9 protein-coding genes are annotated in these 12935 nt (G+C 50.8%); all 9 read left to right on the forward strand.

What is annotated here, in order from left to right:
- The first annotated feature begins 5 nt into the window (after nucleotides 1-5).
- The gene (locus IEX62_RS16135; protein ID WP_188776571.1) at nucleotides 6-1244 is read left to right on the forward strand and encodes a pyridoxal-phosphate-dependent aminotransferase family protein; all 1239 of its coding nucleotides are present in this window, start codon (nucleotides 6-8) and stop codon (nucleotides 1242-1244) included.
- Entirely contained in the window at nucleotides 1244-2833 is a 1590-nt protein-coding gene (gene ggt / locus IEX62_RS16140) for a gamma-glutamyltransferase (RefSeq protein WP_373289152.1), read from the forward strand. The genes IEX62_RS16135 and ggt overlap by 1 nt, the downstream gene beginning before the upstream one ends.
- A gap of 283 nt (nucleotides 2834-3116) precedes the next feature.
- Complete coding sequence (locus tag IEX62_RS16145) at nucleotides 3117-4442, forward strand: 5'-deoxyadenosine deaminase (RefSeq protein ID WP_188776573.1); 1326 nt, start codon at nucleotides 3117-3119, stop codon at nucleotides 4440-4442.
- 304 nt (nucleotides 4443-4746) lie between these two features.
- Nucleotides 4747-5838: an XdhC family protein gene (locus tag IEX62_RS16150; protein WP_188776574.1), complete on the forward strand. Its 1092-nt coding sequence runs from the start codon at nucleotides 4747-4749 to the stop codon at nucleotides 5836-5838.
- Complete coding sequence (locus IEX62_RS16155) at nucleotides 5804-6526, forward strand: nucleotidyltransferase family protein (protein WP_188776575.1); 723 nt, start codon at nucleotides 5804-5806, stop codon at nucleotides 6524-6526. The genes IEX62_RS16150 and IEX62_RS16155 overlap by 35 nt, the downstream gene beginning before the upstream one ends.
- Nucleotides 6527-7272: 746 nt before the next feature.
- Complete coding sequence (locus tag IEX62_RS16160; protein ID WP_188776576.1) at nucleotides 7273-8295, forward strand: FAD binding domain-containing protein; 1023 nt, start codon at nucleotides 7273-7275, stop codon at nucleotides 8293-8295.
- A 6-nt stretch (nucleotides 8296-8301) separates the two neighbouring features.
- Entirely contained in the window at nucleotides 8302-10848 is a 2547-nt protein-coding gene (locus IEX62_RS16165; protein WP_188776577.1) for a molybdopterin cofactor-binding domain-containing protein, read from the forward strand.
- Nucleotides 10845-11357, forward strand: a complete 513-nt coding sequence (locus IEX62_RS16170; RefSeq protein ID WP_188776578.1) for a (2Fe-2S)-binding protein — start codon at nucleotides 10845-10847, stop codon at nucleotides 11355-11357. Before IEX62_RS16165 ends, IEX62_RS16170 begins: the two co-directional genes overlap by 4 nt.
- A 512-nt stretch (nucleotides 11358-11869) precedes the next feature.
- Nucleotides 11870-12928 carry a phosphotransferase gene (locus tag IEX62_RS16175; RefSeq protein ID WP_188776579.1) on the forward strand — a complete coding sequence of 353 codons (1059 nt, stop codon included), beginning with the start codon at nucleotides 11870-11872 and terminating at the stop codon, nucleotides 12926-12928.
- The last annotated feature ends 7 nt before the right edge of the window (nucleotides 12929-12935 follow it).

Raw genomic sequence — 12935 nt, forward strand, 5'->3', positions numbered from 1 at the left:
ACGTGATGAAACAGTATAAAGAGCTTTCCCCGCCGCCACGTACGATTATGACACCGGGACCGGTTGAGGTCGATCCGCGTGTGCTGCGTGCATTATCCTATCCGATTCTGGGTCAGTTTGACCCTGCTTTTACCGAGCTGATGAATGAAACGATGGAAATGCTGCGAGGTCTGTTTGTGACTGACAATCAGTGGTGTTATCCGATTGATGGTACATCACGTTCCGGTCTGGAGGCTGTGCTGGTCAGCATTATCGAGCCAGGTGATCGCGTACTGGTTCCGATCTACGGACGGTTTGGTCATCTGCTGACTGAGATTGCCGAGCGCTGTGGCGGCGAGGTGATGACACTGGAAACCGAATGGGGAACCGTGTTCGATCCAGAGCAGGTGAAAGAGGCGATTCGCGAATTCCGTCCTGCTATCGTTGCGATGGTACATGGGGAAACGTCTACGGGCTGTATGCAACCACTGCGTGAGATCGGTCACTTTTGCCGTGAGCAGGATGTATTGCTCGTCGTTGATGCGGTAGCAACGATCGGTGGTGTCCCGCTATATGTAGACGATTGGAAGCTGGATGCGGTAATCGGTGGGACGCAGAAATGTCTATCCGTTCCGTCAGGCATGGCACCGATCACCTACAATGAACGCATTGAACGCAAAATTCTAGCACGTAAAAGTATTGAGCGCGGATTGCGTGCACCGGGCGATGAGATCAACAGTCGCCGAATTAGCAGTAATTATTTTGATCTGGCACAGCTACAGGATTACTGGAGCCCTGCACGATTGAATCATCATACGGAAGCGACCTCGATGCTGTATGGCTTGCGTGAGGGTTTGCGCATTTTGCATCAGGAGGGACTGGAAGCGCGCTTTGAGCGTCATCGCCAAAATGGAGCTGCGATTGTCGCTGGTGTGAAGGCGATGGGACTGGAGCTATTTGGTGGAGACGAGCATCGCTTACCTGTTGTCACCTGTATCGAAATTCCGGCAGGAATCGATGGCGAAAGTGTACGCTCGATGCTGCTTGATGATTTTGGGATTGAGATTGCCAGCTCATTCGGTCCACTAAAAGGACGCATCTGGCGCATCGGCAGTATGGGCTACAGCAGCAGTCGCAAAAATGTACTGCATGTGCTCGGCGCACTGGAAGCGACGCTAATTTATCATGGCATGCAGCTACCTGCGGGTGCAGGGGTACAAGCGGCTCTTGCTATCTATGCAGGCAAGGAGGAAGTCGTATGCTAATGAACATTATGCCGCAATCGCGCAAAGGAATGGTAGCTGCGCCACACTATCTGGCGAGCCAGACCGGGGCCTTTATTTTACAATCCGGCGGAAACGCTATGGACGCTGCCGTCGCAATTAGCGCGGTGCTTGGTGTAGTGTATCCGCATATGACAGGTGTTGGGGGCGACTCCTTTTTCCTCATTCATGATGGAAAAACAGGCACAATAGACGCCTATAACGGAAGTGGTCGCTCTGGAATTAGAGCGACAGCTTCATTTTATACGCAACAGGGCTTTGAAAAGATTCCGCAACGTGGCCCACTGGCAGCCGTAACGGTACCGGGCATGGTCGATGCATGGGAAGCGGTATGGAAAAAGTATGGCAGATTAGCCTGGGATCAAGTCATGGCACCAGCGATCCGGTATGCAGAAGAGGGCTTTCCAGCATCGCCGAGTCTGGCGCGTTGGACAGTACGTGATCTGGAATGGCTGCGACAGGATAAGTATTTAGGTGCGACTTTCCTGCGTGCTGGACAACCGCTAGAGGAGGGCGAGCTGGTTGTACAGCCAGAGCTGGCTAACGTTTTGCGCGGGGTGGCCTCAGAAGGTCGAGGTTACTTTTATGAAGGTGAGCTGGGGCAGCGTATCGGTGCGGCTACAGCTCGCGATGGTAGTCCGCTGGTAGCAGATGATTTTGCCGCTCACCATGGCGAATGGGTAAAGCCTGTTTCGACCAGCTATCGTGGTCATGAGGTGTATCAGTTGCCGCCGAATACGCAGGGCTTTTCACTACTCATGATGCTTAATATGCTGGAGCATACGGAAGTGTCATCGATTGCACGCTTCTCGCCAGAGTTCTATCATCTGATGGCGGAAACGGTGAAAAAGGCGTTCCGCGATCGGGATCGTTATTTGACCGACCCGGCATTCCGTGAAATTCCGCTGGAGCAGCTGTTATCCAAGGCGTATGCGTCTCAGCTATGGCATGAAATGCAAGCCAGTCCACAGGCGGCTGAACATCTATCCGCGATGATGGGACAGGATACCGCGTATGCAGCTGTAACGGATGATGAAGGCAATGCAGTGTCCTTTATTCAGAGTCTATATTTTGACTTTGGCTCCGCGTATGTACCGGATGGCTGTGGAGTGATTTTACAAAATCGCGGTTCGTTTTTCTCACTTGATGATCGCAAGCCGAATGTGCTGGAGCCACGCAAGCGTACCTTCCATACATTGATGCCGGGGATGGTATTGAAAAATGGACGACCGTACTTATTGCTTGGCACGCAGGGCGGTGAGGGACAGCCGCAGACCCAGCTATCTATTTTGACAGGTGTGATCGATTATGGACTGACAGTGCAGCAGGCAATTGCTCTACCACGCTGGCTGTATGGACGAACATGGGGAGATGTCAGCGATACACTCAAGATTGAGCATCGTTCGTATGAGGATATCTCTTCGAGGCTGGAGGCTTATGGTCATACGGTAGAAGCAGTGCGTGATTATGATGCATTAATGGGTGAAGCGCAGGGGATATTGATCGCTGAGGATGGAACGTTCAGTGGAGCTGCCGACCCGCGTAGTGATGGTCTGGCGATTGGCATTTAAGATGCTGCTACCATTCATAGGATAGGTGTATAAACGAAATAGCATATGAACAAAATAGAGATTGTCGACAATCCTTTCCATTGATCGATATCCAATGATCCAGCAATAGAACGAGCAGGATTAAGCCGGACGCGTTGAGAGAAAAGTTATCGCTGCACAGGGTGCAGTGTCAGCTTTTCCAGCGCTCCGGCTTTCATGCAACCTGTGAACAGATTGCTTTATATAGAGGTATAGCATGAAGGAGCAGGTTGCAGCCGTTAGCAGACTAGAGGGGGAACCAAGAGTGGGAAGCATACTGATCCGTCAAGCACAAATTGTTACGATGAACGAAAGTGAAGAGGTCTTCATCGGCGATGTACTCGTCGAAAATAATAAAATTACCAAAATCGGCGTACAGCTCGATGATGTAGCTGATCGTGAAATCGATGCACGCGGCAAAACATTATTGCCCGGTTTTATCCAAACGCATATTCATCTATGTCAGACGATCTTTCGTGGTCGTGCCGATGATATGGAGCTGATGGATTGGCTCCGTAAACGAATCTGGCCTCTGGAAGCGGCGCATGATGAGGAATCGATCTATTATTCTGCATTACTTGGAATTGGCGAATTGATCTCCAGTGGAACAACGACGATTTGCGATATGGAAACAGTCCATCATACGGATTCCGCATTTCAAGCGATGGCACAGAGCGGCTTGCGAGTGATCTCCGGCAAGGTCATGATGGATCACGGCGACGATGTACCTGAGCCTTTACAGGAAAAGACCGACGAATCTCTGCAAAAAAGCGTCGACCTGCTGGAAAAATGGAACGGCTTCGGCGGTGGACGTATCCAGTATGCCTTTTGCCCGCGATTTGTCGTATCCTGCACAGAGCGGCTGCTCACCGAGGTACGCGATCTATCTGCCCGTTACCATGTCAAGGTGCATACCCACGCATCGGAAAATCGCGGCGAAATCGCACTGGTCGAGCAGGAACGCGGTATGCGTAATATCGTGTATCTCGACCATATCGGCTTAGCGAACCCACGCCTCATTCTGGCACACTGCGTCTGGCTGAGCGAGGAGGAAAAGCAAATTCTACACAAGCGCGGCGTCAAGGTTACCCATTGTCCCGGCTCGAACATGAAGCTGTCCTCCGGCATCGCCGAAATTCCCGACCTAATGAACCGCCATATCCACGTCGGTATCGGCGCAGATGGCGCACCGTGTAACAACAATCTCGATATGTTTCAGGAAATGCGCTTAACTGCTCTCATGCAAAAAGTACCACATGGCCCGACCGTCATGGATGCGCGAACTGTCCTGCGTATGGCAACCATGGGTGGCGCCGAGGTGCTGGGCATGTCCAAAGAAATCGGCAGCATCGAAGTCGGCAAAAAAGCAGACCTCGTCCTGCTCGACCTGAACGACTACCATACCTTCCCATCCTACGACGTCGATGTCTACTCCAGAGTCGTCTACTCCGCCGGCCGCAGCAACGTCGACACCGTCCTCATCGACGGTCAAATCGTATTCGAAAACAAACAAGTACGCACCATCGACCGCCACATCGTCATGCACGAATCCGATAAATCGATCAAACGCCTACTAACACGAATCGGTTAATTTATCGGTTGATTTACAATGAAGTCAATTTCAGTACAAAAAGCTTTTAAAATTCTGTCCAAACTGCTACACCCCCAACGATGTGCGAATCTTTATGCTCACATGCTGCACAAGCACAGAACGAAGGGAAGGAAATAAGGGAAAAGGACTCCTTTGGAGGGGCGGGAATCTTCATGTATTCCTAATCCAAAAGATTCCCGCGGCTCCACCCGAGTCCGTTCCCTTATTCCTTCCCGAAGTGGTGCCCCTCCCAACCCAAAAGCATAAAATTCCCCACCCCCACCAAAGAAAGGAGACCCACACTATGGATATGAAAGACCTGTGTGAAGCTGTACTGCGAGAGGATAAACAGCATATCCGTACCGTGCTGGCTACTGTTGTTCACGTTGAAGGACATGCGTATCGCAAGGAAGGGGTCTCGATGCTTCTGACCGAGGACGGTCGCCATTATGGCACGATTAGCCCGGGCTGCCTGGAGGATGATCTGTGCGCCCGTGTGGAGCAGGCGTGGGATAGTGAACGAGTGTGTATCGTCGAATACGATATGCGTCCGAAGGATGATCTATCCTGGGGTGAAAATATAGGCTGCGGTGGTCTACTCCATATTTTGCTAGAACCGATTCGTGACGAGCTGCGTGGACTGCTGAACACGATGTACGAGCAACTACATGCGGGCGAAGTGGTGCGGTTAACCCGTCAATTTCGTCGTGCTGGTGAGCGTGTACACTATAGCTTAGTGACCGGATATCAGGCGACTACAGAGGTTACGCCACCTCATTCATCTACAGATCATACGCACAGTCTGGTGCTTGCTCATCATGAGGCTATGTCACTATCGGATGCTACTCATGCCTCCGAAGTGGAAGCTGAGTCCATATTCATCCGTACGTATCGTCCCAAGCCACGTCTGATTCTGATCGGAGCAGGGGATGACGCACAGCTTGTTCATACGCTGGCGCGTGCCGCAGGCTTTGAGGTTGTGATCGGTGACTGGCGTACAGCGCTTTGTACACCTGAACGTTTTCCAGGGGCGCAGTGTGTAACTGGATTTCCGCAGGAGCTGTATGAGCAGATTCGTCCGGGTCAAGGCGATTATGTACTGCTGATGAGTCATAATTTTCCGCGTGAACGTGAGTGGATAGAGCTGTTACAGGATTGTCCATATACGTATCTGGGGATTATGGGCTCGTCTCAACGAACACGAAGATTGTTAGATGGACTGCCAGAGTATCCGAATCTGCATTCACCTGTTGGCTTATCGATTGGTGCCGATGGGCCAGATGAAATTGCGATTAGCATCGCTGCTGAGCTGATCGCAGTAAAGCGAGGCAAATCGCAGCAGAATCGGGAGGTAACACGTCATGAGCATCGTCGCACTGGTACTTGCAGCAGGTAAAAGCAGCCGCATGGGCAGGGATAAGCTGTCTATGCGGCTTTATGCTATAGATGGAGCAGGTGAGAATGAATCGAGCACCGTTCTGCCTGTCGAGCATGGCTCCATGGTGCCTATCAATCATGAAGATGCCAAAAGCGAAACTGTGGGTGGAAGAGTTCTATCTGTACTTTTACAGGTTAGTGAGCTAGCTTCGATTGTGGTTGTGCATTCTCCTCACTCCTCACCAGCATGGCAGGCGCAATGTGAACAGCTAAGGCAGCTACACAGCGAACGAATGCAGCTAGTCGCGTGCGAGCAGTCGGAGCTTGGCATGTCCTATTCGATTCGAGAGGGTGTGCAGTATGTACGGGAGCATATCCCGTCTGCGCAAGCGATATTGATCGTGCTGGCAGATCAGCCCTTGCTGGAGCCGACACATATTCAGCAGTTAGTCGCACAATGGCAGGAGCAGCGAGAGCTTGATTATGTAGCAGCAACGGGAGCGAATGGAGCGGCGCCTCCTATATTATTTGCTGCATCGATGTGGGATGGGCTGGAGCAGCTTACGGGCGATCAGGGAGCGCGTCGTTTGCTGAAAGGGACAGACTGGTATGGAGCGCAGGTGCAACTGCCTGCATATTGCTTCTGGGATGCAGATACGCCGTCTGCTTTAGAACGCATTCGACAGCATCTAGCGGAAAATGATTGAGTGACTGGTGAAGGTAAAACACCGCATAGCAACGATGGGGTAAACAACGCTGTAGATATACTAGCTGCAAACAGAGTATAGATAGCTCAGTTGAAGTTATTGTTCTCATTTGGCTAATTATTTCAACTATAGATTTAAATGGCTTGTATATGTTCGATTAGGCTGTGTTGTGACATATCAGAGCAGAGTATAAATGCGACCAGGACAGAATATAGAGCTGTTCTGGTGTTTTTATATGGTTGCGTATAGAACCTTTCTCTATGTTTTATATTGAAGCATGACGATTCAGTATGAGAAAGACAGAACTATAGAAGGACAGGAGAAAAGCAACAGAAGAACAAAATAACAAAAGAATAAAAGAACAGCAAGCGAAAAGTAAGCACACAGTTATTTCTAAAATATGAGTAATTCAAGTACATAGTACAAGCAGGTAGAAGAAGATAGCATAAGTAATAATCCCATCATAAACAATCTCATTTTCAAACAAATAATAAGCTGATGAATCTGAATTTATGTTATATAATATTACATATAAATCGAAAGTGAATAAGATGAACATACCTAAAATTGATATTGAATCAATATTTTAATGATATATATATTTAATTCTAATAAAATCATGCGTTAAACCAAAAATCCACCTCAATATTCACTTTTCCTACAAAATGAAGTTAATTTAATTGACGTGAAAAACAAACTTCTATACTATAGGTTCAATATTCATTTTTGAAACGGAGGGTGGCATCATGAATACACACTGGAGCAAGGACGATATGCCGCCAATCTATAAGCCTGTAGTATGGGAGCCTGCGGATGCTGAAGAGGCAGTGGCTTTGAAAAGGGAGTATGGTGCGGACGCTGTTTGGGTAGCCGGCGGTACGCTGCTGCGCACGCAATGGGAAGGCGGCGTCGCTCCTATGCCCGCCCATATGATTCGACTGGATACGATTGCTGGTATGCGTTCGATCATCGAGGAGACGGAATATGTCACGGTAGGTGCATTAGCAACGTTGAAGCAATGTGGACAGCATGCCGCGCTACAGCAATATGCCAATGCCTTATACATGGCGTGTCGACATATCGCAGCGCCAGCTGTACGGAATCTGGCAACGCTTGGTGGGAATGTCGCTTCCGCCGTTGGAGATGCTTTACCTGCCTTGCTGGTGCATGATGCGAGCCTGCTGTGGGTGGACGGAGAAGTTGCGTCCTTACACCACGAGCAGGATGCAGTCGATTGGATGGAGCAGGTGCGTATGGGACGACGTAGTCTACAAGCGGTGCTGCTGGGGATTCGTTTTCCAAAAGGACCTGTAGAAGCCGGTTCATTGCTCCGATCGTCAAGCGATATAGGGGAAGAAACGACGGTCGATTTGTCTGCCAATGCCGTTTCCTACTGGACGGATGAAAAGGGAGAGCGCTGGCGAGAGTTATGCTTTTTCCGCAAGCTCGGTCGGCGTGAGGCGTTTACTCCATCGCTGGTCACAGTTGCCTTGCGCTGCTGGATAAGTGAACGAGGGGAGTTAACGCGTGTACGCGTAGCTGCGGGTGGTGGCTCTGGACTGGCGATGCGATTATTACAATGTGAATCGATGCTGGAAGGACGGAGCTATGATGCCAGCTGGTTGCCTGAACTGGCAAGCATGGCGGCACAGGAATTTGTCAGCTACAGTGATCCGTTCGCAGAAGCGCCGTACCGTCAGCAAAGCGCAGGTAATCTGCTGGCAGCAGGCGTATGGGAAAGTATTCGGGATATCGAGGAAGGGAGATGATCGTCGATGCTACTTAATCGTGAAAATAGTGGAGAACGCTGGCGTAAGCGCCGAGATGGCAAGGAAAAGGTAACCGGTGAGCTGCGTTACCTGACTGATATGACCGCAGAAGGAATGCTGTACGGACGCGTACTCCGTAGCATTCATCCGCATGCGCGTATCGTATCGCTGGATGTGTCAGCCGCTGAAGCTTATCCGGGTGTAGTCGCGGTCATTACACATCTGGATGTACCTGGACTCAATCGATTTGGTATTGCTACACCGGATCAGCCTGCATTGTGCGAAGACCGAGTTCGCTATATCGGTGATGCCATTGCTGCGGTAGCTGCCCATACGCCAGAGCTGGCAGAATATGCACTATCGCTGATTCATGTGGAATACGAGGTACTCGAGACGATCACCGATCCGCTACGAGCCCTGGAAGAGGACGCACCACAGCTGCATCCCGAGGGCAACGTGCTGCATCGTACGTCGGTGAAGCAGGGAGATGCCAACGAGGCTTTTGCTGGATGTGCTCATATTGTACGCGAGACGTATCGCACGCCTCGTCAAATGCATGCGTATATGGAAACAGAAGGCGGTTTATTTGTGCCAGAGTCCGATGGTCGTCTGACCGTCTATGCGCCTACACAGCATGGCTATAAGGATCGGATGCAGATTGCTCGTATTCTGGGCTGGGAGGAAGAGCGGATTCGGGTCGTTTCCAGTCCGATCGGTGGTTCATTTGGCGGCAAGGATGAGCTGAATGTACAGCCCTATGGCTCGTTATTAGCATTGAAAACTGGTCTTCCGGTCAAGCTTCATAATTCGCGTAAAGAATCGGTACGCGCTGGATTGAAGCGGCATCCGATGCGAATTGAGATGGAAACGGGCATCGATCTGCATGGTCGTCTGCTCGCTCATCGTGTGCGCATTGTTGCGGATACTGGGGCGTATGCGACGCTGGGTGCGCCCGTGCTTAATTTTGCAACAGAGCATGCGATGGGGCCTTATCGTATTCCACATGTGGATGTGGAGGGTATATCGGTATTTACAAACAATGGCGTATCCGGCGAATTCCGCGGCTTTGGCGGTAATCAGGCAATTTTTGCAATGGAAGGTCAAATGGATCGCCTGGCAGAGAAGCTGGGGATGGACCCGTGGGAATTCCGTATGCTCAATCGTCGTCAGCCCCATGATCCGGGGCCGCTACAGCAGGAAATCTGGCGTACGAATGGATTGTATCAGGTGATGGAGGCGTTAGAGCATTCTACCATCTGGCAGCGCAGACAGGCACGACTTGATGCGGGCATAGAGCCTGGATCATTCGTGGCAGAGATGAGTAGCGACAAAGATCGTTCAATAAAGTCACAGCCGCCGTGGATCAAGCGTGGGATTGGTGCAGCGCTAGCCATGCACGGTGCGGGTCTGGGCTACGGAATTGAAGATCCAGCAGGTGGGCGATTATCGCTTAATGCAGCTGGACAGATCGAGGTTGCTTTTAGTTATGAAGAGTTCGGTCAGGGCTTGATCGCTACGATGGAGATTATGCTAATCGATCTGTTCCACTGCGATCCGAGCGATATTAGCATCATTATTGGAGATACGGATCGTGTGCCGCATAGTGGCTCTAGCACCGCCTCACGTTCAACGACGATGGCGTGGATGGCACTGCAACGGCTGAAGGTGCCCTTTTTGGAGGCGATTTTGCAGCAAGCGGAGCGATTAAGTGGTATTCCAGCTCAGGAGCTGACCACAGGGATCGGTGGTATTCGGCGTAAGCCTGGGATGAAGGACATCATGCAGCCAGAATCCGCTTCGAATCTGCAACAGCAGGGACAAGTTGCTGAATCATCATCTAACCCTTCTCATGTACCTGATCATCAGATTCGAGTGTACCACGAATCGCTGTCTATTCATGGACATCAAGCGTCCGCTTCTAATGCCGGACAGGGCTCGGAACAGATAACAAGCAGCAGCGATGCTACAGGTGAGCTGGTTATCTCCTATCAGCAGCTAGTAGCACAATCCGCGCTGGACGAGCTTATATTCGATACGCATTTTCAATATCCGACCACACCGGATGAAGTGATGGGCGGTCATTTTCTATACACGTATGCGGCGGTAGCCGCAGAGGTGGAAGTGAACACACTGACTGGTAATGTGCGCTTGCTGGATACGTATCATACAGTCGCCGCAGGGCCGGTTATTAACCCGATGGGCTTTATCGGTCAGATTGAAGGCGGCAGTGTGATGGCGCTCGGCTTTACGTTAACAGAGGATTCGGTTATGGATGATGGTCACTATATGACGAAAAATATGGATACGTATATCATCCCAACGATTCAGGATATGCACAGCTCGCTGGAGGTTGAAGCGATTGAGGACTTACCGGAGAACGATCCCTTTGGGCCGCGTGGTATTGGAGAGATCGGTTCGGTCGCACTCGCGCCTGCAATTACAGCAGCGATTCGTCAAGCAGCTGGCGTATGGGTGACTCATTTACCCGTTCCGCGTGAGCGACTGATTCAGCCACTGGGTGTAGGGCAGCAGGAAGGAGTGAGTCCGCGATGAATAGAGCAAGCATGAACTGGAACGCGACGATTAATGGAAAAGAACGCGAGCTGGAGGTTGAGCCCTCCCGTCGTTTGCTGGATGTACTTCGTACCGATCTGGAGCTAACCGGTACGAAGGTATCCTGTGAGATTGGACGCTGTGGCGCCTGTATGGTGCTGATCGATGGCGAGCCCGTCAACTCCTGTCTGACGATGGCGTATCAGTGTCAGGGCAAGGACATTACGACGATTGAAGGCTTACATGGCGATAAGCCAGCAGAGCTGCATCCGATTCAAGAGGCATTTCTAGAGGAAGGCGGCTTCCAATGCGGCTACTGTACGCCGGGCATGATCATATCGACCAAGGCATTGCTGGATCGCAACGAACAGCCAGATGAGCATACGATCAAAGAAGCGCTATGCGGCAATTTGTGTCGCTGCACCGGCTATGGCGGTATTATGCGTGCGGTAGAAAGTGCAGCGGTAAAATGTAAAACACGAACAGAAGAGCCATCTGTAGCGGAATAAATGATATGAACAAAAGACCATATAGAGCATCATGCGTAACAGCAGCAGGTTCTTTGCCACGGGTGGCAGGAATGCTGCTGTTGCTGTTTTTGCAGCGTTTTTGGATAAAATCAGAAAAAAATAAGGTATAGCTTAGCTACTTCGCGACGAAAAAGTTTTCACAGACGGCTGTTCGTGTTATCATATAGCTTTGGTGCCGGATTTTACGTCCAAGGCAGGAGGCAATCCTGCTGGCGGCGAATATATAAATATATGGATTAACGAAGGGCCGTAGGGCTTGATCATGGTAAGGGAACACCCGGAATCGGAAGGATTCACGACTTTGTACCGGAATGCATAAAAGGTATGGAGCAGGCAACAGCGTATGCCTGCATTATGGAACGACTGCCGACATCATCGGCTGAGAATTCATCTGCCCTGTAACACGTACGGCTGGCACGGGCAGCAAGCGCCTGCCATGCCGGTATTCTCCCTTATCTGCAAAGGACTAATGGCAACAAGGAGGGGAATTTTTGGAACGCGAAGCAATTGATTCAATGGAACAACTGGCAGATCACTTTTTCCCGTCCGGGAATTGGCATATGGTAGAAGGAAAGGGAGGCATGAACAACACAACAATGTTCATTGATCATGCCTCTGAACGATATGTACTACGTCGCTACGAGACGCATCGCGAGCCGGAAAAGGTACGCTATGAGCATGAGGTGCTCGCTGCTCTACCGGAGGTGCTGGATGGATTATCGATCCCGAAGCCTGTTCGCGATCGTCACGGTGATACGATCTATGTCACTGCCGCTGGCTCGGCTGAGGCGAGCAATGGACGATTAGCTGCGCTCTTTCATTATATGGATGGCAGCAATCCAGAGCTGGTCACAGACGAGCAGCTTATTCATTTTGGGCAAACGGTAGGGCGTCTATCCGAGGCGCTGGCACAGATCGATATCGATCTGCATCCGGTCTACCCACCGTATTACCGATTGGGACAGTCGTATCCGCTGTGCAGTCCAGGCAGATTAGAAGCCTTCTGCGCCAATCCGCCAGAGGATTTTGCCGAGATTCGTGAGACGCTGAACCGGATCGGTGAACGTCTGGGCGAGCAGCTTGTGCGTATTGCACGACTGGCATCGCTACCGCATCAGCTCATTCATGGTGATTTGAACGCATCGAATATGCTGCAATCGCAGGATGGTGAGATTACGGCTATTCTTGATTTTGAATTTGTCACACGTGATTTGCGCGCGATGGAGCCTGCGGTCTGTCTGTCTGATATGCTGGGCAGCATGGAATGGAGTGCGGAGGAGGAGCGTCGCTGCACGGCATTTTTAAAAGGCTATGCTTCGATCGTGACGTTAACCGAAGCGGAAGCCGTGCGTTTACCGCTGCTCATTCTACTGCGCCGTATGGATGTGTTTATGCATTTCCTGAGTCGTTATTTTGAAGGCATCGATCAGGCGGATGTGGTTATTGCACAGGCAAAGCGTCTGGACGAGGGACTGAACTGGTACAAACAAAGCGGCCCCCTGCTCAAAGCAGTTAGCCGCCGTGTATTTGGATATGATACGAATTCATGATACTGAA

This window comes from Paenibacillus hunanensis (assembly GCF_014645615.1).
GTDB lineage: Bacteria > Bacillota > Bacilli > Paenibacillales > Paenibacillaceae > Saccharibacillus > Saccharibacillus hunanensis.

Bases quoted from the DNA above. Each gene is read 5' to 3' on its own strand.
- IEX62_RS16150 (WP_188776574.1), top strand. From the start codon at position 4,747: ATGGATATGAAAGACCTGTGTGAAGCTGTACTGCGAGAGGATAAACAG.
- IEX62_RS16160 (WP_188776576.1), top strand. From the start codon at position 7,273: ATGAATACACACTGGAGCAAGGACGATATGCCGCCAATCTATAAGCCT.
- IEX62_RS16135 (WP_188776571.1), top strand. From the start codon at position 6: ATGAAACAGTATAAAGAGCTTTCCCCGCCGCCACGTACGATTATGACA.
- IEX62_RS16155 (WP_188776575.1), top strand. From the start codon at position 5,804: ATGAGCATCGTCGCACTGGTACTTGCAGCAGGTAAAAGCAGCCGCATG.
- IEX62_RS16165 (WP_188776577.1), top strand. From the start codon at position 8,302: ATGCTACTTAATCGTGAAAATAGTGGAGAACGCTGGCGTAAGCGCCGA.
- IEX62_RS16170 (WP_188776578.1), top strand. From the start codon at position 10,845: ATGAATAGAGCAAGCATGAACTGGAACGCGACGATTAATGGAAAAGAA.
- ggt (WP_373289152.1), top strand. From the start codon at position 1,244: ATGAACATTATGCCGCAATCGCGCAAAGGAATGGTAGCTGCGCCACAC.